This is a genomic window from Sphingomonas ginsenosidivorax (assembly GCF_007995065.1).
GTDB classification, from domain to species: Bacteria; Pseudomonadota; Alphaproteobacteria; order Sphingomonadales; family Sphingomonadaceae; genus Sphingomonas; species Sphingomonas ginsenosidivorax.
Genome location: NZ_VOQR01000001.1, coordinates 3,916,176 through 3,937,265 on the forward strand (window position 1 = coordinate 3,916,176; position 21,090 = coordinate 3,937,265).

13 protein-coding genes are annotated in these 21,090 nt (G+C 68.5%); 7 read left to right on the forward strand and 6 right to left on the reverse strand.

The features are described 5' to 3' along the window. Positions 1 to 85: 85 nt before the first annotated feature. The 6 genes from FSB78_RS18015 to FSB78_RS18040 form a co-directional block, all read right to left on the reverse strand. Positions 86 to 1,561 (reverse strand): DUF885 family protein, encoded by a 1,476-nt coding sequence (locus FSB78_RS18015; RefSeq protein ID WP_147083904.1) that lies wholly within the window; start codon positions 1,559 to 1,561, stop codon positions 86 to 88. Then, entirely contained in the window at positions 1,558 to 5,340 is a 3,783-nt protein-coding gene (locus FSB78_RS18020) for a LamG domain-containing protein (protein ID WP_242008387.1), read from the reverse strand. Before FSB78_RS18020 ends, FSB78_RS18015 begins: the two co-directional genes overlap by 4 nt. A 57-nt stretch (positions 5,341 to 5,397) precedes the next feature. After that, a complete protein-coding gene (locus FSB78_RS18025; RefSeq protein WP_147083905.1) occupies positions 5,398 to 6,690 on the reverse strand; it encodes an MFS transporter in 1,293 nt (430 codons plus the stop codon). Positions 6,691 to 6,713: 23 nt separating this feature from the next. Continuing rightward, positions 6,714 to 7,478 (reverse strand): 2-keto-4-pentenoate hydratase, encoded by a 765-nt coding sequence (locus tag FSB78_RS18030; protein ID WP_147084310.1) that lies wholly within the window; start codon positions 7,476 to 7,478, stop codon positions 6,714 to 6,716. A 93-nt stretch (positions 7,479 to 7,571) separates the two neighbouring features. Continuing rightward, positions 7,572 to 9,008: a mannitol dehydrogenase family protein gene (locus FSB78_RS18035; RefSeq protein WP_242008388.1), complete on the reverse strand. Its 1,437-nt coding sequence runs from the start codon at positions 9,006 to 9,008 to the stop codon at positions 7,572 to 7,574. Beyond that, the gene (locus FSB78_RS18040; RefSeq protein WP_147083906.1) at positions 9,005 to 10,483 is read right to left on the reverse strand and encodes a UxaA family hydrolase; all 1,479 of its coding nucleotides are present in this window, start codon (positions 10,481 to 10,483) and stop codon (positions 9,005 to 9,007) included. Before FSB78_RS18040 ends, FSB78_RS18035 begins: the two co-directional genes overlap by 4 nt. 102 nt (positions 10,484 to 10,585) lie before the next feature. Between FSB78_RS18040 and FSB78_RS18045 the strand changes: the two genes are divergently transcribed. From FSB78_RS18045 to FSB78_RS18075, 7 genes are all read left to right on the forward strand, one after another. After that, positions 10,586 to 11,656: a LacI family DNA-binding transcriptional regulator gene (locus FSB78_RS18045; RefSeq protein ID WP_147083907.1), complete on the forward strand. Its 1,071-nt coding sequence runs from the start codon at positions 10,586 to 10,588 to the stop codon at positions 11,654 to 11,656. Between the two features lie 93 nt (positions 11,657 to 11,749). Next, positions 11,750 to 13,180, forward strand: a complete 1,431-nt coding sequence (gene uxaC / locus FSB78_RS18050) for a glucuronate isomerase (RefSeq protein WP_147083908.1) — start codon at positions 11,750 to 11,752, stop codon at positions 13,178 to 13,180. 79 nt (positions 13,181 to 13,259) lie between these two features. Further along, a complete protein-coding gene (kduI, locus tag FSB78_RS18055; RefSeq protein WP_147083909.1) occupies positions 13,260 to 14,099 on the forward strand; it encodes a 5-dehydro-4-deoxy-D-glucuronate isomerase in 840 nt (279 codons plus the stop codon). 113 nt (positions 14,100 to 14,212) lie between these two features. Further along, complete coding sequence (kduD, locus tag FSB78_RS18060; RefSeq protein ID WP_147083910.1) at positions 14,213 to 14,968, forward strand: 2-dehydro-3-deoxy-D-gluconate 5-dehydrogenase KduD; 756 nt, start codon at positions 14,213 to 14,215, stop codon at positions 14,966 to 14,968. A 113-nt stretch (positions 14,969 to 15,081) separates the two neighbouring features. After that, positions 15,082 to 16,089: a sugar kinase gene (locus FSB78_RS18065; RefSeq protein WP_147083911.1), complete on the forward strand. Its 1,008-nt coding sequence runs from the start codon at positions 15,082 to 15,084 to the stop codon at positions 16,087 to 16,089. After that, positions 16,076 to 17,626: a carboxylesterase/lipase family protein gene (locus FSB78_RS18070; RefSeq protein ID WP_147083912.1), complete on the forward strand. Its 1,551-nt coding sequence runs from the start codon at positions 16,076 to 16,078 to the stop codon at positions 17,624 to 17,626. Before FSB78_RS18065 ends, FSB78_RS18070 begins: the two co-directional genes overlap by 14 nt. Positions 17,627 to 17,928: 302 nt before the next feature. After that, positions 17,929 to 20,934 carry a TonB-dependent receptor gene (locus FSB78_RS18075; protein WP_147083913.1) on the forward strand — a complete coding sequence of 1,002 codons (3,006 nt, stop codon included), beginning with the start codon at positions 17,929 to 17,931 and terminating at the stop codon, positions 20,932 to 20,934. Positions 20,935 to 21,090 lie beyond the last annotated feature (156 nt).

The following is a 21,090-nucleotide window of genomic DNA, read 5'->3' on the forward strand; positions in this document are numbered from 1 at the left end:
AATTATCGTGCGCTCAGTGTCCCCACCCCGTTCGTGCTGAGCGCAGTCGAAGCATCCGCGCTTGTGCCATGCCCTTCGACTTCGCTCAGGGCGAACGGGGAGAGGAGGCACGCAATTGTTCGGTGCGCTTTCGACCGTCCGCGAGGATGGCGCGGCGATAGGCGATCAGCGCCGCCCCGCGCTTGCCCCGCGCACCATCGGCGATCGCGAGCCACGCTACCGCATCGGCGAGGCGCGTCGTGGGCTCCACCGGGATGCGCGCAAGATCGACGTCGAACGGCGCGAAATAGCCGGGTTCGCCCATCCACGCGACGAACCGCGTGCGCGCCTCGGTCAGCGACCAGCCGCGGACATGGATACCGAGGTCGACGAGCGCGCGCGACACGCGGAACAACAGCCAGTGGACATGGCCGAGCTCGCCGAGCGGGTCGGGATAGGCGTCCGTCGCGATCTGCTCGGCATAGATGCCCCAGCCCTCCGGGAAGGACGATGCATAGTCGATCCGCAGTGGGTGAGGCGGGCGGACGGTTTCGAGCCCGAGCTGGATCATGTGGCCGGGCAGCAGTTCGTGCGCGACGACGCTGGGCAGCGTCCAGCGCGGGCGGCGGCGGATATCCTTCAGGTCGACGATATAGACGCCGGGCTTGGTCGCGGTCGGCGCCTGGCGATAGCCCTGGCGGCCGGCTGCGATCTCCTGCGGCGACAGCGACCGGGTCGTGACGTCGAGCGTCCAGGAAGGCACCGCGCCGACCAGCGCGGGGATGCGCGCACGGATCGTGGCCAGCGTCGCGTTCATGTCGGCGACGGCGCTCGCACGGCCGGCGTCGCTGTCGGGATAGAGATAGCGATCGTCGCGCCACAGCGCCGTATAGCGTTCGGCGACGGTCCCGGTCGTCATACCGATCCGACCGAACAGCGCAGCGGCGCGCGCGGTCTGGGTCTCGAGTTCGGCCATCAGCCGGGCTTCCACGATGGCGGGCGTATGGCCGTTCCCGACCGCGCGGTTGAGCAGCAGCGTGTACCAGGACACGCCGTCGCGGAGCCGGCCGATCCCCGGCTGCGAGGGGGCGGCGTCGCGCTGACTAGTCAGCAGCGCGATCTGACGGTCGATCGCGGCGGCGATGTCGGGGCGGGCCGCCGCGCTTGCGGTCTGCAGCGCGGTGATGGTGAGGTCCAGCGAGGCGAGGGGGAGCACTATGCCCGCATCGGCGTCCGATCGCAGGCCCGCGGTGTCGGCGTCGATCGCCGCCGCGTCGGGCCGCGCCGCCTTCCACGCCCCGACCAGCGGCGCGACCCGGTACGGCGTCCGCCGGCCGAAGTCGCGCAGCAGGGTCGCGTCGATCGCGAGCCCCGCACGCGCCGCGGTGAGGTCGAGCCGGTCCGCGCCCTGCAAGGTGCTTTCGTCGAAGCCTGCGAGCGTCCGCAAAGCCGTTTCCGGGCTCTCCGTCGCGGCCCGGTCCAGCGCATCGCGCAACGGGTCGGCGGCGGCGCGGGCAAGCGTCGGCGCGAGCAGCGCGGCGCCGATGCCGCCGATCACCGCGCGACGGTGCGGGCGGATCACTGGAGCGTCACGCTGTTGTTCGCCTGCGTGATCTCCGCCGCATCGCCCGGCAGCGCAACATGCACCGAAACCGGCGTCCGTGCGCCGCCGGGGATCGCGAGCTTCACCGTCGTGGTCCGCGGACGCAGGTCCAGCGGCGCGGCGAGCGGGGCGATGGTGGCGCGGGCGACGATTGCGCCAGCCGCATCGACCAGAGTCGCGGTGCCGCCATCGGTATCGCGCGCGCCCAGGCTGTGGACGGTGAGCGTGACCGAGCGCCCCTTCACGACGACGTCGTCGATGCCGATGCCGAGGTCGGGACGCGTGTCGACCGGCGTGCCCGGCGTGACCAGCGCGAAGTCGAGCACCGTCGTCGTGCCCGGCGCGAAGACGACCGGCGTGCTCGCGCTGCGTTCGAGCGACACCGTCTGCGCCGCACCCACGGGTACGAGCGTCTTGCCCTCGTCGACGCTGGTCGCGGCGCGCATCGACCAGCTGCCCGCGGAGACGTTCCAGGTCGACATCATCGCCCGCTGGGCGCTCGTGGTCATGTTGTACGCGATCACGCGGAAGCGGTCGCGGGTCGCGCCGGGAACGAGGATCGCGACGCCCTGCGCGGCCTCGGGATCGTCAAAGCGCCAGCTGACCGTGTTGCCGGGCCATGTCTGGTTGCGACGCAGCGCGATACCACCCAGTCGCTCGCGTTGCAAAATCTCGTTCGGTTGTTCGACGCGGTCGGACCACCAATGGCCCTCGGTGTACATATACTCGTGCTGCGCCTTGTCGGCGATCGCATCGGCGTGGAGCGCGGCGAGCGGCGCGGTGTCGCCCGACGCGGCCCAGGCGGCATAGCGCGCGAACGGATCGTCGGACTTCGCCTTCGCCAGTTTCGCCCGTGCCGCGTCGCCGCCGGGCATCAGGTCGAACGCGTTCTCGTTGAACTCGGCGATCGCGTTCGGGCCCTTGGCGACGCGGCCCTGGATCGGGCGCAGATAGCGGTCGTCGCCGGTGAAGCGCCACGATGCCCAGGCACCCTGCAGCGGGGTCGACACCCCGCCGCCATCGCCCGCACGCGTCGCATCGGTGCGCCAGTTGATCTCGTTGGGATAGCTCCAGCTGCCGTCGGCGGCTTGCGTGCCATGCGCCATCCAGCCGTCGATCACGCCCGTCACCAGCCCGCGCGCGGCGGGGTTGGCGTTGTAGAGCCCGACCAGGATCGGCGCGTGGATCACGGTGAAGGAATAGGGCTTCTGCCATTCCCACGCCCCCTCGCGGTACATTTTCCGCGCGCCGTACCAGTTGCTGGCGAAGTGCATGTGCCCGGCGGGGTTCCTGAGGATGACGCCTTGCAGCGCTCGCGCGGTATCCATCAGCCGTTCGACGCTGCGCGGTTCGCCCCAGTTGAGATAGAGGCGTTCTGCGTTCGAGTTGAGCCCCTCTTCATAGGCGTGCAGTTCGTCGGTCGTGATATAGCCGAGGCCGTTCACGATCATGCCGTTCTTGTACGCCGCGTCGGACAGCGCGCGCAGCGAGGCGTTGATCTTGTCCGGGTCGACGCCCATCAGCGCGAGGCCGGGCCATTGCTGCGTCAGGTCGACATCGTCCGAGATCCCGCCGCCGAAATCGCCGTACGGCACCTGGCGCTCGTCGATCCACCAGTTCACGAAATGGCGGACGCGCTTGAGGTCCTCGAGCTGGCGGAACGCCCACAGCGGGACGCCCGCGGGCGCGACCGGCTGGACGAACGCCGGCATGTTCTCGGGCCGGTAGTTGATGTCCGCCCAGTATGCGCGCGCCTCCTTGTTGTCGGGATCGACGCGGAGCAGGTCGGAGATGTCGGCGAACAGCCGGCGGTAGAGGCCCGCGCGCTTCGACGCGGTGTGTTCCTCGACCAGGAAGCCCCAATTGTCCTTCACCTGCGCGAAGCGGTCGGCGACATGCTCGCGCAGCGCCTCTGCGCGCGGCTTGAAGACGAGGCGGATCTTGGTGCCGTCCAGGCTCTGCGCGGCGAAGTCGGGCGCGGCGCTGGCGATCGTCAGGTACAGGCTGGCGTCGGGCAGGATGCGGTCGCGCAGGTCGAGCCACAGCGTCCGCGCCTCGTTCGGCCGGACCGACACCGACAGGTCGATCATGTCGCGACCCGGCCACAGCGGATCCTTGACGCGGATGTTGAGCGGGATGACGCCCGCGGCGTTGGGTTTCGCACCCAGCGCGGGGATGTCGATCGCGATGCCGTCGAGCCCGTCATGGACGTTCTGCCAGCCATAATCGAACGCGCGGGCGAGCGGGCGGTCGGGCAGCGCGTCGCCGAAGCTCGAAGGGATCAGGACATGAACGATCGGCGCGGCATCGGCGCGGCGTACGGCGGCCGCCCCGGCGCCGCCAGTGCCCGCACCGACTGCGGCTTTGAGCCCAGCGGCGGGCATGGCGACGACGGTGCTGCGCTCGTCGGGCGCGAACCGGCCGGCGATGTATGTGTTGAGATCGCCGAGCGCGGCGAGGTCGGTCGCGGTCGCGGCGTTGACGACATAGGAGAGCTTGAAGCTGCCCGCGGGCTCGGCGCCGGGGCCGACATCATAGGCCCAGAGCTCCTGGATCGGCTGTTCCTGCATCACGTTGGTGAAGCTGAGTCGTCCGCCGGTACGCGGCGCGATGCTGTCGACGCTGCGGACGACGCCCTGCGGTCGTTTCGCAAGCTGCGTGGTCTTCGTGCCGCCGCTCCAGTCGAGACTGCCATAGGCGGCGCCGCGGATCTCGACGCGGTTGACGCGTTCGCCCGGCGGGATCGTCAGGTCGTAGCGCTTGCCGCCCTCGACATAGGTGTTCCAGTCGGGCAGCTCGAAATAATCGTCGCGGCCGGGCAGGCGCGAGCGGTTGTAGACGCCGGGCCAGGTCGTCTCGGCGATGCCGTCGACGCCCTTCCAGTTCCATTGCTTGAGATCCTTCGCATCGGCGAACTCGACTTTGCGCACGCGCGTGACGGCGGTGTCGAGGACGGGCGGCGAAGCGCGGTCCCAGCCATGGCGGTGCAGCCACGCCTGACGCTGCGCGACCGAGTCGACCGGCTGTGTCGGGACGGGATCGCGCTTGTCGGCGAGCGCGGCGACGTCGGTGGCGGCGAGCATGTGGTCGTAGACGCGAATCTCGTCGAAGTCCGATCCGCGCATGAAATTATAGCGGCTCTGCACCTGGTGCGGCGACATCACGCGGCCGGCGAGCCCGAACTGGTCGAGCCCGCTGTCGAGATCGGCGACCTGGTCCTTGCGCGCCACTTCGCGGCCGTCGACGTAGAGCCGGACGCCGCGCGTTTCGTCCCAGGCGAACGCCATGTGGCGCCATGCGTCGGCGGCGGGGAGCGGGTCGATCTTCCACGAGACGCGGACGCGCGACAGGTTCGCGTCGGTGACGAAGGCGTCGAAGCCGTCGCCGTTCCAGTCGATCCGCAGGAACGCCATGTCCCAGCTCGCATGATCCGCGAAGCCGACGCGGAACAGCACGAACGGCGCCTCGCCGACCGGCTGGCGCGGCCGCCAGAAGAACGACAGCGTGCCGCGTGCGGCGCGGATGTTGCCGGGCGCGTTCCACGCGACATAGCCGTCGTCCGCCCACTTCGCCGCACCGCCGATCGCGCCGTCGGGCACGATGTCGACGTTGCTGCGGAAGTTCGGCACCGGATCGCCCTGGGCGACGTCGGCGGTCAGGCTCGTGTCCGCGGACATCCGGAACAGGAGGCCGTCCTGCGCCGCGGCGGGTGTCGCGCTGGCGATCGCCAGCGCGAGCAGGGACGTCTTGGCCTTCACGTCATTCCCTCCATGTGCCGGTGCGGGGTCTTCCCCGTCTGGTCGGCCGGTCTCTCTTTACCGCGCCTCGACCCGCGCCAGTTTCGGCGACAGCAGATGCACCACAGCGATCGCGATCAGATAGGTGCTCCCCGCGACCGCGAAGATCAGCGTGTAGCTGCCCGTGGTCTGCAGCACGTAGCCGGTGAACTTCGCCATCATCATGCCGCCGATCGCGCCGACGGTGCCGCCGATCCCGACCACCGAACCCACCGCGCCGCGCGGGAACATGTCCGACGGGATCGTGTAGAGGTTCGCCGAGAAGGCCTGGTGCGCCGCGGTCGCGAGCCCGACGATGCCGACGGCCAGCCACAGATTGTCGACATATTGCGCGAAGAAGATCGGCATCACCAGGAACGCGCAGATCAGCATCACGATCTTCCGCGCGAAATTGGCGCTGTAGCCGCGTCGCATCAGCTTCGACGACGACCAGCCGCCCGCGACGCTGCCGATGTCGGAGATCAGGTAGATCGCGACGAGCGGGGGGCCGAAGGACTTCAGGTCGAGATCATAGGTCTTGGCGAGGAAGTCGGGCGTCCAGAACAGGAACAGCCACCAGATCGGGTCGATCAGGAACTTGCCCAGCGCGAACGCCCAGGTCTCGCGGTAGCCGAGCAGTTTCAGCCAGCCGATCTTCTCGGCGGGGTCGGCGGGGTCGCTTTCGATGAAGGCGAGCTCTTCGGCCGAGACCTTGGTGCTCTCGCGCGGGCGGCGGTACATCGCGATCCAGAATACTAGCCAGATCAGGCTGAACGCGCCGGTGATGACGAACGCCATCCGCCAGCCGAGGCCTAGGGTCACGACGATGAACGGCACCACCAGCGGCGTGATGATCGCGCCGATGTTCGCGCCGGCGTTGAACACGCCGGTCGCCAGCGCCCGCTCGCGCGCCGGAAACCATTCCGACACCGCCTTGATGCCGGCGGGAAAGTTGCCCGATTCACCGATGCCGAGCAGCGCGCGCGCCGCGGAGAACTGGAACGCGTTGCCGGCAAAGCCGCACAGCGTGTGCCCGAGCGTCCAGATCACGAACGCGACCGAATAGCCGATCCGCGCGCCGAGCACGTCGACGATCTTGCCGAAGCTCAAATAGCCGATCGCATAGGCGGCCTGGAACCAGAAGATGACGTCGGCATAGGTGGTCTCGTCCCAGCCGAGATCGGCGGAGATGGTGGGTTTCAGCACCCCGATCATCTGCCGGTCGACATAGTTGAGCGCGGTCGCCGCGAACAACAGGCTGCAGATCACCCAGCGGTATCGCCCGACCCGGCCGGCCGCGCCGGCGACCTCCGGCATGTCCATCGTTGCCATTGGTCTTCTCTCCAAAAACGCCTCTAGCGGGCTTTGATCGTGCAGGTGACGGCGAACCGCCCGTCGAACTTGGCCTCGACCCGGTCGCCGATCGCGACCTGGTGGACGCCGGTGACCGCGCCGCTCGAAATCCACTGGCCGGCGCGCAAGGGAATACCACGCTGCGCCATATGTTCGAACAGATAGCGCGCGGCACCGAACGGACCGTCGAGCATCGCCGCCGCGGTCGCCGCGCCGATCTGCTCGTCGTTGATCCAGAGCTCGATCGGCCAGGTGTTGACGTCGCCGTCGCGCCAGCCCTCGGCCTCCGCACCTACGACCAGCCCGTTGTTGTTGCCGAAATCGGAGATCGTCGCGGTCGCGCCGTTGCTGTTGATTCCGGGGAAGGGCGAGCTGGCGATCTCGATGCCGACATGCACCGCGTCGATCAGCGCGGTCGCCTCCGCCATAGTGTACTGCGTCTTGGCGGGGTCGGGTGCGGTGCCGATGCGGAGCAGGAACTCGGCCTCAGCCGCGCCGAAGCCGTCGGCAAAAACGGGCATCCCGACCGGCGGCTCCGCCTGGTCATGCACCGAACCGGCAAAGATCGGGCCGCTCAGCCGGTCGATCCCGTCGATCGGGGGATTGATCCGCCCGACCTTCCAGCCGACGACCTCGGCGTCGGACAGCGACAGCGCGTCGTCCTGCACGGCATAGGCTTCGGCCAGCGTGGTCGGCAGCGTGCCGGGATAGTCCGGCACCGCGATGCCGTTGCGTCGTGCGTCCACGAAGGTACGCGCGATCCGCATGCTGTTGTCGGTCGTGTTCGGCCGTTCGCCCAAGAACCCCTCCTCTATTCTGTTTTGCCGGGGCGTAATGGAAACCGGTGTCACTGACAAGGATCAGGCAAAGAGCTTCACCCAATTTCCGTCATGCGCATCCGTGGCGGCGGTTTGCAGCGCGGCGACCAGCGCGTCGTCCCCGGCGACGGCGGCGGGGATGCCGAGACCCTGGCGGACCAGCGTGGCGACGACCTCCGCCGGGCTGCCCTGTGCGGCGATCGACGCCAGCTCGGTCCCGGCGGGATCGACGATCGCGGTCCCGCTGCGCGCCTGACGAATCAGGAACGCGACCCAGCAGCCGATCGCGGCGACGACATGAGTCGGCATCCGCCCCGCGTCGCGGTTCGCGATCAGCGTGTCGCCCAGGCGATAGGGGAGCTTCTGCGACCCGTCCTGCGCGATCTGGTCGAGCCGGTGGACGATCACCGGGTTGCGGAAGCGCTGCAGCACCGCGGCGCGGTAGGCGTCGATGTCGAGCCCGCGGACGCTCGGCAGCATCGGCACGATGTCGCGCACGATCATCGCATCGACGAAGCCCGCGAGCGCGTCGTCGCGCATCGCGTCGGCGACGCTGGTCGCGCCGCGCAGCAGCCCGGCATAGGCGAGCGTCGAGTGCGCGCCGTTGAGGATCCGCAGCTTGGCCTTTTCATACCCGCCGACATCGTCGGTGATCGTCGCGCCCGCGCCGGCCAGGTCGGGGCCGAACGGCCGTCCAATATCCTCGATGACCCACTGCGCGAACGATTCGCGCTGCACCGCAGCCTCGTCGCGCAGACCGATCGTCGCCTCGACATCGTCGTAGAGCGCGGCGTCGCTGGCCGGCGTGATCGAATCGACCATCGTCGACGGCACGCGCACCTCGGCGGCGATCCAGTCGGCGAGCGCGGCGTCGCGCATCCGCGCGAACGCGATCAATGCGGCGTGAAGCTTCGCGCCATTGCTGGCGAGGTTGTCGCACGGCATCGGCACGAACGGCGCGGTGCCGGCGGCTTTGCGCGCGCCGAGCCCGGCGACCAGCCAGCCGATCAGGCTGCGCGGGGTGTCCGTGCCGGCGAGGTCGTGGACGATGTCCGCATGGTTCATGTCGAGCGTGCCGTCGCCGGCGAGGCAATAGCCCTTCTCGGTCACGGTCGACGTCACGAGCTCGACCGACGGGTCGGCGAGCAAGGCATGGATCCGCGCGGCGTCCTCGGGCCCCAGGAATTCGCGGTGCGCGCCGATGACGCGCATCGACGATTCGGTGTCGCGGATCGCGAGCGTGTAGAGCCCGTCCTGCGCGGCCAGTGCCTCGACCGTCCGACGCGTCCGCATCGATACCGCAGCGATCCCCCAGCGCGGATCGTCCGCCAGTACCGCGTCGATATAGGCGGCCTGGTGCGCGCGGTGGAACGCGCCGGGGCCGAAATGCACGATCCCGACATGCGGCTCGGTGCGCCCGATCGGGCTCGGCACGGCGACGCGACCCAGCGTCGCCATCGTCAGTCGGGGTGCGGTCACAGGGTAACGCCTCGTTTCCAGATTGCGATTTCGCGTTCGCCGTTGCGTTCGGCGGCGGTCTCGGCGCCCGATGCGACCGCCATGATGCGCGCGAGCAGCGCATCCTCGGCCGCCGGGAAGCCGTCGACCAGCACCGCGCCCGCGTCGAAGTCGATCCAGCCGGGCTTGCGTGCGGCAAGGTCGCTGTTCGATGCGATCTTGATCGTCGGCACCGGGAAGCCGAGCGGCGTGCCGCGCCCGGTCGTGAACAGGATCGCGGTCGCGCCCGCCGCGGCCAGCGCCGTGGATGACACCGCGTCGTTGCCCGGCGCCTCGAGCATCGTCAGCCCGTCATGCGTGATCCGCTCGCCATAGCCGATGACATCCGACACGGTCGCGCGCCCGGCCTTCTGCACCGCGCCGAGCGACTTTTCCTCGAGCGTCGTGATCCCGCCCGCGACGTTGCCGGGGGAGGGGTTCTCCGACACCGGCTCGCCGTGGTCGATGAAATATTGTTTGAAGTCGTTCACGACGTGGACGATCCGGTCGAAGATGCCGGCGTCCGCCGCGCGGTTCATCAGCAACTGTTCGGCGCCGAAGACCTCGGGGATCTCGGTGAAAACCGCGCGGCCGCCCGCCGCGGTCACGCGGTCGCTCATCCGCCCGACCAGCGGGTTGGCGGTCAGCCCCGACAGCCCGTCCGACCCGCCGCACTTGACGCCGAGCACGAGGCGATCGAGCCCGACCGTGGTCCGCGGCGTCGCCGCGAGTGCAGCCAGTTCGGCGACCAGCGCACAGCCTTCCTCGACTTCGTCGCCGCTAAGTTGCGTGGTCATCGTGCGGATCATCGCGTGGCGCTCGGGCGGGATCGTCGCCATCAGCGCCTTGATCTGGTTTTCCTCGCACCCCAGCCCGACGATCAGCACGCCGCCGGCATTGGGGTGACAGGCCAGACTCGCCATGATCGTGCGGGTGCCGTCGAGGTCGTTGCCGAGCTGCGAACAGCCATGCGGATGCGTGAAGGCGTGGACGCCGTCGACCGTGTCGCCGACCAGCGCAGCAGCCTTGGTCGCAATCCGCTCGGCGGTGCGCGCGACGCAGCCGACGGTCGACAGGATCCAGATCTCGTTGCGCGTGCCGACGCGGCCGTCGGCGCGGACATAGCCGTCGAAGGTCGCCGTGGACGGCGCCGTCGGCAATGAGGCTGGCGCCGGGTCGAACCGATAGGCGAGGGTGCCTTCGAGCCCGGTCTTCAGATTATGCGCATGGACGTGCTCGCCCGCCGCGATCGCCGTGCTCGCCCGGCCGATCGGGAATCCGTATTTGAGGACGGGCGCGGCGGCGGCGATCGGCTGCAGCGCGATCTTGTGCCCGCGCCCGATGTCCGACGATGCAGTGACGACAGACCTGCCAACTTCGACATGGTCGCCGCTGCGGACGTCGTCGAGCAGCGTCGCGACGCTGTCGCCCGGATCGACTCTCAGGGCCCTCGCCATCGCATCCTCTTATATGTTGGGAACCGGTGTCAGATCATGCCCTTGTGGGCGGCCCGGTGCAAGGCTGTTCGTCGGCGCACGACGCGGCTATGCCTTAGCGTCATGCAGAAGACCGGCCAACCCACGATCAACGACGTCGCCCGTTTGGCGGGGGTTTCAAAGAAGACGGTCAGCCGGGTCATCAACCGCTCGCCGCTGCTCAACGGCGATACCCGGAAACGCGTCGAGGACGTGATCGGCGAGATCGGCTACATCCCCAATCCGCAGGCCCGCGGCCTCGCGCTCAGGCGCAATTTCCTGATCGGGCTGGTGCACGACAACCCCAACGCGCAGACCGTGATGAACGTGCAGCAGGGCATGCTCGAGGCGCTGCGCGGCAGCGAATTCGAGATGGTGGTGCGGCCGCTCGATCGCGGGTCGGCGACGATGCTGCAGGACCTGCGGCATTTCCTCGAGCGCCAGCGGCTGTTCGGCGTGCTGCTGATGCCGCCGATCAGCGAGAACGACTCGGTTGCGGCTTTGTGCGATTCGATCGGCTGCCGCTACGTCCGGATGGGGTCGGTGGCGCTCGACGACACTGATCACATGGTCGCGTCGAACGACCGCGAGGCGGTATGCGCGGCGACGGACTATCTGATTGCACAGGGGCATCGCCGGATCGGGCTGGTCGGCGGGCCGCACGGCTTTCGATCGGCGCGTGAACGCCGGCTGGGGTTCGAGGATGCGATGGCGAATGCGGGGATCCCGTTGCCGCGCAGCATGATCGCCGACGGCAACTACACGTTCGATTCAGGGTTGGTCGCGGCCGAACGGCTGCTCGACCTGACGCCGCGGCCGACCGCGATCTTCTCGTCCAACGACGAGATGGCGGCGGGCGTGATCCATGCGGCGCGGCAGCGCGGGCTCGACATTCCGCGCGACCTGTCGATCATCGGCTTCGACGACACGCCGATCGCGGCGCACGTCTGGCCGCCGCTGACCACGGTGCGCTGGCCGATGACGTCGATGGCACGATCGGCGGCGCTGAAGCTGATCGCAGGCGAGGACGGCATGCCTGCCGAGGTCGAGGAGCCGTCGCTGTTCCTCTCGACGCTGATCCGCCGCGCCTCGGTCGCGCCCCCGCAGGCGAGCCCGGCGGCGACCGCGGCTACACCGTCGGACGATCCGTCCTGACGGCCGTCGTGACGGGTTGCGCGACCAACTGACACCGCTTACCAGCGGCGTCGCAACAGCATGGGCGATGCGCCCGGCACGAGAGGACGAATGATGGCACGGCCACTGGAACTCCATCCGGACCGACTGTTCCCGGCCGATCCCACCACGCGCGACATTGCCCGCGCGCTGTACGCGGAGATCGCCGACCAGCCGATCGTCAGCCCGCACGGCCATACCGACCCGGTCTGGTTCGCCGACAACGCGGCATGGACCGACGCGACCAGCCTGCTGCTCGCGCCCGACCATTATCTCTACCGGATGCTCTACAGCCAGGGGATCGCGCTCGACGACCTCGCGATCCCGCGGCTGAGCGGCGTGCCCGCGACCGATCCGCGCGCGGCGTGGGCGCTGTTCGCGCAGAACTACACGCTGTTCCGCGGCACGCCGTCGCGGATGTGGCTCGACCATGTGTTTGCGGACGTGTTCGGCTTCGACGTCGCGCTGGAGGCGTCGACCGCGGACCTCTATTTCGACACGATCACCCAGAAGCTCGCGACCCCTGAATTCCGCCCGCGCGCGCTGTTCGAGCGGTTCCGCATCGACTTCCTCGCGACCACCGAGGGCGCGCACGACGATCTCGCCGCGCATGCCCGCATCCGCGAATCGGGCTGGCAGGGCAGGGTGGTCACGACCTATCGCCCCGACGGCGTCATCGACGTCGAGCACGAGGCGTTCGGGCCAGCGATGGCGCGCTTCGCCGAGCTGACGGGCGAGGACGTCTATAGCTGGACCGGCTATCTCGCCGCGCACCGCAAGCGCCGCGCCGCGTTCCGCGCCGCCGGCGCCACCGCGACCGACCATGGCCACCCGACCGCCGCTACCGCGAACCTGTCCGCGGTCGAGGCCGAGGCGCTGTTCGCGAAGGTCACGCGCGGCGACTGGACTCCGGCCGATGCCGAGCTGTTCCGCGCGCAGATGCTGACCGAGATGGCGGCGATGTCGGTCGAGGACGGCATGGTCATGCAGATCCATCCGGGTTCGTCGCGCAACCACAATGCCGGGCTGTTCGCGACACATGGTCGCGACAAGGGCGCCGACATCCCGACGCGCACCGATTACGTCCATGCGCTGCAGCCGTTGCTCGACCGGTTCGGGACCAGCACGACGCTGTCGATCATCCTCTTCACGCTCGACGAAAGCACCTACGCGCGAGAGCTCGCGCCGCTTGCGGGCCATTATCCGTGCCTCAAGCTCGGGCCGTCCTGGTGGTTCCACGATAGCCCGGAGGGGATGCGCCGTTTCCGCGAGCAGACCACCGAGACCGCGGGCTTCTACAATACCGTTGGGTTCAACGACGACACCCGCGCCTTCCTGTCGATCCCCGCGCGTCACGACGTCGCGCGCCGCGTCGACTGCGGCTTCCTCGCGCGGCTCGTCGCCGAGCACCGCATCGCCGACTGGGAAGCGGCCGAACTCGCATATGACCTGACCACCGGACTCGTCCGCCGCGCCTACCGGATCGACGAAAAGACGGTGGGATAGCATTCCAATATATGTAATTGACTGCCTATCCCCTTCCCGGACGCCCCAACGCGGCGCGTCGCATCGACCGGAGCTGACCATGTACGAGCGCACTTATTACGCCACGCACCCCGACATGATGGAGTGCGTCTCGAACGACGAACTGCGCGACCGCTATCTGATCCAGGACCTGTTCCGCGACGGTGAGTGCGTCCTCAACTACACGCATGCCGACCGCATGGTCATCGGCGGCGTCGCGGTGTCGAACGGCAGCGTCGCGCTGCCGCACCAGACCGAGCCGGCATCGGCTGCGGGCCATCCGTTTCTCGAGCGACGCGAGCTCGCCGTCGTCAACGTCGGCAGCACCGAAGGCACCGTGACCGTCGACGGCGAGACGTTCACGCTCGGCAACAAGGACTGCCTGTACGTCACGATGGGCGCGACCGACGTGTCGTTCTCGGGCGACGGCGCGCGCTTCTATCTGGCGTCGTGCCCGGCGCACAAGGCGTTCACCACCCGCGTCGTCTCGGTCGCGCAGTCGACCACGCTCGAGCGCGGCAGCCTCGAGGAGTCGAACGAGCGTACCATCCACCAGATGGTCATCCCCGGCATCTGCGACAGCGCACAGCTGGTCATGGGCCTGACCGTGCTCAAGCCGGGCAGCGTCTGGAACACAATGCCGCCGCACATCCACGAGCGGCGCTCGGAAATCTATTTCTACTTCGAGCTCGACGGCCCGAACGACCGCGTGTTCCACTACATGGGCGAAGGCGAGGCGCTGCGTCACATCGTGATCGCGAACGAGGAAGCCGTGATCAGCCCGCCCTGGTCGGTGCACATGGGCTCGGGCACCAAGGCGTATGCGTTCATCTGGGCGATGGCCGGTGAGAACCAGGACTATACCGACATGAACGTCCTCGACATCTGCCAGCTGGCGTAAAGCCCCCCTCCCGCTTGCGGGAGGGGCTGGGGGGAGGGGCTGTCCTCCCGCGGCGCCTCCCGACAGGCCCTCCCCTAACCCCTCCCGCGAGCGGGAGGGGAATGAGGTATTTTATGACCAATCCCTTCGATCTGACCGGCAAGGTCGCCGTCGTTACCGGCGCCAACACCGGCATCGGCCAGGCGATCGCCGTCGCGCTCGCGGAAGCCGGCGCCGACGTCGCCTGTGTCGGCCGCACCCCCGCCGAGGACACCGTCGCGAAGATTCACACGCTCGGCCGCAAGGCGGAGATCGTCTCGGCTGATCTCTCGTCCATCGAACCCGTCCAGCGCGTCGTCGACGAGACGATCGCCAAGCTCGGCGGCCTCGACATCCTGATCAACAATGCCGGCATCATCCGCCGCGCCGACGCGGTCGACTTCTCGGAAGCGGACTGGGATGCGGTGATCGACACCAACCTCAAGTCGGTGTTCTTCCTGTGCCAGGCGGCCGGGCGGCACATGATCGCGAACGGTGGCGGCAAGATCGTCAACATCGCGTCGATGCTGACCTTCCAGGGCGGCATCCGCGTGCCGAGCTACACCGCGTCCAAATCGGGGATCGGCGGCATCACCAAGCTGCTCGCCAACGAATGGGCGTCGAAGGGCATCAACGTCAACGCGATCGCGCCGGGCTATATCGCGACCAACAACACCGCGGCGCTGCAGGCCGACGAGGAGCGCAACGCGTCGATCCTCGGCCGCATCCCCGCGGGCAAATGGGGCGATGCGAGCGACCTCGGCGGCGCGGCGGTGTTCCTGTCGTCGGCGGCGGCAAACTATGTGCAGGGGCATATCCTGGCGGTCGACGGCGGCTGGCTGGCGCGCTGATCAGAGCAGGTCGCCTCACCCTTCCCACCCGGCTGCCGCCGGGCGGGCCCCTTCTTGCTCCCGATGGGAGAGGGAGCGGCGATGGGTGAGGGCGAGGTTTAAGGAGCGATAGAGTGGCGAAGTTACTGGCTTTCGGCGAAATCATGCTCCGCCTGTCGCCCCCCGGGCGCGAGCTGCTGTTGCAGACGCCCAAGCTCGACGTGTGGGTCGCGGGCGCCGAGGCGAACGTCGCGACTCAGCTCGCCAAACTCGGCCATGATGTCGGTTTTGCGAGCATGGTGCCCGACAACGACCTCGGCCGCTCGGCGGTGACGACCCTGCGCGGCCACGGCGTCGACACCAAAGGCATCGCGCTCGGCGGCGAGCGGATGGGGCTGTATTTCGTCACCTCGGGCGCCGGCATGCGCGCGACCGAAGTGATCTACGATCGCGCCTGGTCGTCGTTCGCGCAGGCACCGACCAGCGCGTGGGACTGGGACACGCTGCTTGACGGCGTCGACCGGCTGCATCTCTCGGGGATCACGCCCGCACTCGGGCCGGTGCCGGCGCAGAGCGCACTCGCCGCGGTCCGTGCCGCCAGCGAGCGCGGCATCGCGGTGTCGTTCGACGGCAACTGGCGCGGCAAATTGTGGGAGCGCTGGGACGCCAACCCGCGCGCGATCCTGACCGAGCTCGTCGAGCATGCCGACCTGATGTTCGGCAACCACCGCGACATCGCGCTGCTGCTCGGCCGCGAGTTTCCGGGCGGCGCGGAGGATCGCCGGCGCGAGGCGGTCGAGGCCGCGTTCGACGCCTTCCCGAAGCTGCAGACGGTCGCCTCGACCGCGCGGCATGTCGAGCATGTCGACCTGCACCGGCTGTCGGCGCGCGTCGATACGCGCGCGGGCCATGCGCAGACCGACGAGGTCGTGCTGGCCGGGATCGTCGACCGGATCGGCGGCGGCGACGCGTTCGCGAGCGGCGTGCTCCACGCGTTGCGCTCAGGCGAGGACAGCGCCGGCGCGGCACGCACGGGGCTAGCGCTCGCGGCGCTCAAGCATTCGCTGCCGGGCGATGCCTCGCTGTTCCGCCAGGTCGATATCGACGCGTACCTCGCCGGCGGGCTGGATGTCCGCCGCTGACGGCTGGACGCGGCGCGCGGCGCTGGGGGGCGTCGGCGCCGCGCTGATCGCCGGGCGCGGCATTGCCGCACCTGTGCAGGCCAGAGCCGGCGGGTTTGCGGGTATCACCGAAGGCGGCGTCACGCGCTTCCTCGGCATCCGCTATGGCCGGGCGCAGCGGTTCAAGGCATCGATCGCGGAGCGCCGCGCTGGCGGTATCGTCCAGGCTACGGCGTTCGGCCCGGTCGCGCCGCAGGGTGGCGCCTATGCCCCGCAGTCCGAGGACTGCCTGTTCCTCAACATCTGGACCGCTGCGGCCGATGCGCGCGCGAAGAAGCCGGTGCTGCTCTACATCCATGGCGGCGCCTATTCGAACGGCAGCGTCACCGATCCGCTCAATGACGGGCAGGCGCTGGCGTCGCGCGGCGATTGTGTTGTCGTCACCGTCAACCACCGGCTGAACGCGTTCGGCTATCTCTATCTCGCGCGGTTGTCCGCGGCATTTCCCGACAGCGGCAATGCCGGGCAGCTCGACCTGATCCTCGCGCTCAAATGGGTGCGCGACAACATCGGTGCGTTCGGTGGCGATCCAGCCCGCGTCATGGTGTTCGGCCAGTCTGGCGGCGGCGCCAAGATCGCGACGATGATGGGCATGCCCGCCGCGGCCGGGCTGTTCCAGCGCGCCGCGACGATGAGCGGGCAGCAGGTCACCGCGTCGGGCCCGCTCAACGCCACCGCGCGCGCGCGCTCCTATCTCGCGAAGCTCGGGGTCCGCGAGAGCGATCTCGCGCCGCTGCTCGCGATGCCGGTCGAGCGGTTGGTCGAGGGGCTGTCGGCGATCGATCCGATCCTCGGCGGAGGGGTGTATTTCGGGCCGGTGCTCGACATGACCTGGCTGACGCGGCACCCGTTCTGGCCCGATGCAAACCGGCAATCGCTTAGCATCCCGATGATGCTCGGCAACACGCACCGCGAGACCGGCGGGTTCCTGGGGCCGGATTCGCCCAAGGTGAAGGGGCTCGACTGGAGCAACCTCGCCGATCGCATGGCGCCCGAGCTGAAGATCGATATCCTCCCCGAATGGGTCGTGGCGCAGTACCGCGCGCGCTACCCGGACTGGACGCCGACCGACATCTTCTACGATGCGACGACCGCTGGGCGCAGCTGGCGTGGACAGGTGATCGAGGCGGAAGCGCGCGCGGCGGCGGGTGCGCCGGCGTTCGTCTATCAGGTCGACTTCGCCTCACGCACCGAGCCGCGCCGCGGGGCGTTCCACACCATGGATATCCCGCTGGTGTTCGGGACACTCGGCGCGGCGGGATCGCAGACCGGCACTGCCGCGGACGCGCGCGCGGCGTCGAAGGCGATGCAGGACAGCTTCGTCGCGTTCGCCGCGACCGGCGACCCCAACCATGCCGGCCTGCCGCGCTGGTCGCGCTACGACACGCGGACGCGTGCGACGATGGTCTTCGACACGCGCAGCCATGTCGAGAACGACCCGAGGCGCTGGCAGCGCGAGCTGTTCGCGCGCGTGCCCTACATCCAGCCGGGGACCTGAGCCCTTTCATCCTCCCTCTTGCGGGGGAGGATTGAGCGTGACCCGAAGCACCGATGCTCCCGTCCGTTTGCGACGACGCGATGTTGACACCGGGATCGTCCGTAAGCATGGCTGACACCGGTTACCTGCTTCGGTAAGGAATCGGTGGGCACGACCGGGATAACCCGGCGGCTCAGGAGGGGATGAATGGCAGGACGTGCCGCCACGCTATCCCCTTCCGCATCGTTTGCGCCGGTTCGTCGTCCTCCGGGACGGGCGAAGCATGCGGTGCAAAAACGGTTTCGGCCGAAGGGGATGGATATATGACAGACTTCGCAACGGCCTCGCGGCGGTTCTCCCGCCTTTCCGGTGTCTCCGGCACCGCATTGGCGCTGTCGCTCCTGCTGCCGGCGAGCGCGTTCGCGCAGGCCGCGGCGATCCCCCAGACGGCGACCCCGGGTACGCCCGCGCAGACCGATCCCTCGCCTGCACAGACCGCGATTGCGCCTGCCGAGGGCGCCAACGATCCCGCCGCGACGACCGCGGCACCGCAAACCGTCGATGCCGACTCCGACGCCGACATCGTCGTCACCGGTTTCCGCCGCTCGCTCGACGCCGCGCTCAACGTCAAGCGCGAGTCGGTGTCTGCGGTCGACGCCATCGTCGCCGAGGATATCGCGAAATTCCCCGACCAGAACCTGGCCGAATCGCTGCAGCGCATCCCCGGCATCTCGATCCAACGTGACGCGGGCGAGGGCCGCGCGATCACCGTGCGTGGTCTCGGCGCGCAGTTCACTCGCGTCCGGGTCAACGGCATGGAGACGGTCGCGACCTCGACCGACGGCGCCAGCGCCAACCGCGACCGCGCGTTCGATTTCAACGTGTTCGCGTCCGAGCTGTTCAACTCGATCGTCGTCCACAAGACCGCCGAGGCGTCGCTCGACGAAGGCTCGCTCGGCGCGGTGGTCGACCTGAACACCGGCAACCCGCTCGGCGGCAAGGCAGGCTTCACCTTCGTCGCCTCGGCGCAGGCGAGCTACAACGACCTCAGCAAGAACACGCGGCCGCGGCTCGCCGGGCTGCTGTCGTTCAAGTCGCCCGACGGCACGTTCGGCGCGTCGGTATCGGCGGCCTATTCGAAGACCGACAATCTCGAACTCGGCAACAACACGACGCGCTGGGCACAGGCGCGGTTCGATTCGGTCAACGGCACGCCGTGCTTCTTCAATTCGAACACCGGCACGACGCGGGTGGCCAATGCCGGCGGCTTCTACCGGCCGAGCGCGGCGTGCGACCAGGCGGCGCTCGCCTTCCACCCGCGTATCCCGCGTTACGGCGAGATCTTCCACGGCCGCGAACGCCTGGGCATCACCGGCAGCGTGCAATGGTCGCCGAGCGACGCGACCAAGATCTCGATCGACGGCCTCTATTCGCGGTTCAAGGAAACGCGCGAGGAGAAATGGGGCGAGGTGCTGCTGCGCTCGAACGAACGCTCGATCGACCTCAGTAACGTCCAGTATGACAACAACAACAACCTGATCGCGGCGACGCTCAACGACGCCTGGGTCCGGACCGAACATTATCTGCGCAAGTCGAAGACCGAATTCTACCAGCTCGGCGGCAGCTGGGACCAGGACGTCACCGACCGGTTGCGCTTCACGCTGATGGGCGGCTTCTCCAAGTCGACCGCGAGCATCCCGGTCGAGACGACCTTCGTGTTCGACGACCGCGACGCCACCGGCTACCGCTACGACTATACCAATTCGCGCAGTCCACTGCTGACCTTCGGCACCAGCGTGACCGATCCGGCCAATTTCCAGCTCGCCGAAATTCGCGATCGGCCGTCGGAAACGGTCAACAAGTTCCGCACCGCGCAGCTGCGCACCGAATATGACGTCGCCGAGGGCTTCAAGCTCAAGCTCGGCGGGCTCTACCGCAAATTCTCGTTCGATACCGAAGCCTATACCCGCGATGCGGTCATCTGCCCGGCGGCGGGGCGCGACGTGGTGCTCGGCACGATCACCTGTTCGGCGGCGTCGCTGTTCGGCCCGACCGCGGTCTATGGCTATCCAGCAGGCAACCTCGGCGAGACGTTCACGGTCGGCAAGGCCGGCCAGCCGAGTGGCAACACCAACGCCTTCCTGATCCCCAACATCGACGCGTCGGCGGCGTTCACCGGGCTCTACAACCGGCCCAAGGTCGCCGACGCGGGCAACATCCGCAGCGTCAGCGAAGAGGTCACCGGCGGGTACGGCGAGGTCGACGTGAAGGGCTCGGTCCTCGGGCTCGACTATGCCGCCAACGCCGGCGTCCGCTACGTGCACACCGCGCAGAGCTCGACCGGGCTCAACAACGGCCTCGCGGTGACGATCGCGCGCAGCTACGACGACTGGTTGCCGGCGATCAACGTCGCGCTGTTCCCGACCAGCACCGTCATCCTGCGCGGCGCGATCTCGAAGGTGCTGACGCGGCCGACTTTGGGCAACCTGACCCCCGGCGGATCGGTCGACGGCTTCAACTACCGCGTCACCTTCGGCAATCCGCAGCTCGACCCATTCCGCGCCACCGCGTTCGATCTGGCCGCCGAATGGTATTTCGCGCCGCAGTCGATCTTCTCAGTCGCGGCGTTCAAGAAGAAGGTCGAGAGCTTCCCGGTATCGCAATCGGTCAGCGGGTCGTTCGAATCGACCGGGTTGCCGCGATCGGTGATCCCGCCGTCGAGCCCGGCCGCGCTGCCTCAGAATGCCGACCAGCTCTACACGATCACCTCGCCGGTCAACGGTTCGGGCGCATCGCTCAAGGGCGTCGAGATCGCGCTGCAGACGACGTTCCGTTTCCTGCCGGGCTTCCTCAAGAACTTCGGCGCGATCGCCAACGCGACCTTCATCGATTCGACCGCGACCTACACGGTGCAGGGGCCGACGGTGAACCCGTGCGTCGCCGGCGCGACCCCGGCGGCGGCGTGCACCTTCGGTCCGAACGTCTCGGTGTCGCGGAAGGGCACGCTGTTCGGCCTGTCGAAGCGCCAGTATAACGGCACGCTGTACTATGAGGACGCGAAGTTCTCGGCGCGCAGCTCGATCAGCTATCGCGGGCCCTATGTCGACCAGAACAGCGCGACCGGCAACGTGTTCGAAGGGTATAACTCGACGATCAACGTCGATGCGTCGGTGCGCTACAAGCTGACGCCGAGCCTGGAGATCTCGCTCGAGGGCACCAACCTGACCGACGAATATCGCGATCGCTACACCGATCTCGATGCCAACCGGAACTACGAGAACAACCACTTCGGCCGCACGTTCCTGGCTGGCGCGCGATTCAAGATGTAGGATCCCGGCGATCGCCGCCTTGTCTCGTATCGGAAGAGGCGGGGCGGCGATGGTACGGTACGATCAAGCATTAACGGTACGCGCGCGCAATTGATCGCGCGCGCACGATCGCCTAGCATTGCGGCCGGACAGTCGCGGTGCCGGCTCGGACGGCGC

Coding starts and splice junctions, on each gene's coding strand:
- FSB78_RS18025 (WP_147083905.1), bottom strand. CDS start 6,690: ATGGCAACGATGGACATGCCGGAGGTCGCCGGCGCGGCCGGCCGGGTC.
- FSB78_RS18030 (WP_147084310.1), bottom strand. CDS start 7,478: ATGCGGATCGCGCGTACCTTCGTGGACGCACGACGCAACGGCATCGCG.
- FSB78_RS18040 (WP_147083906.1), bottom strand. CDS start 10,483: ATGGCGAGGGCCCTGAGAGTCGATCCGGGCGACAGCGTCGCGACGCTG.
- FSB78_RS18045 (WP_147083907.1), top strand. CDS start 10,586: ATGCAGAAGACCGGCCAACCCACGATCAACGACGTCGCCCGTTTGGCG.
- uxaC (WP_147083908.1), top strand. CDS start 11,750: ATGGCACGGCCACTGGAACTCCATCCGGACCGACTGTTCCCGGCCGAT.
- kduI (WP_147083909.1), top strand. CDS start 13,260: ATGTACGAGCGCACTTATTACGCCACGCACCCCGACATGATGGAGTGC.
- kduD (WP_147083910.1), top strand. CDS start 14,213: ATGACCAATCCCTTCGATCTGACCGGCAAGGTCGCCGTCGTTACCGGC.
- FSB78_RS18070 (WP_147083912.1), top strand. CDS start 16,076: ATGTCCGCCGCTGACGGCTGGACGCGGCGCGCGGCGCTGGGGGGCGTC.
- FSB78_RS18075 (WP_147083913.1), top strand. CDS start 17,929: ATGACAGACTTCGCAACGGCCTCGCGGCGGTTCTCCCGCCTTTCCGGT.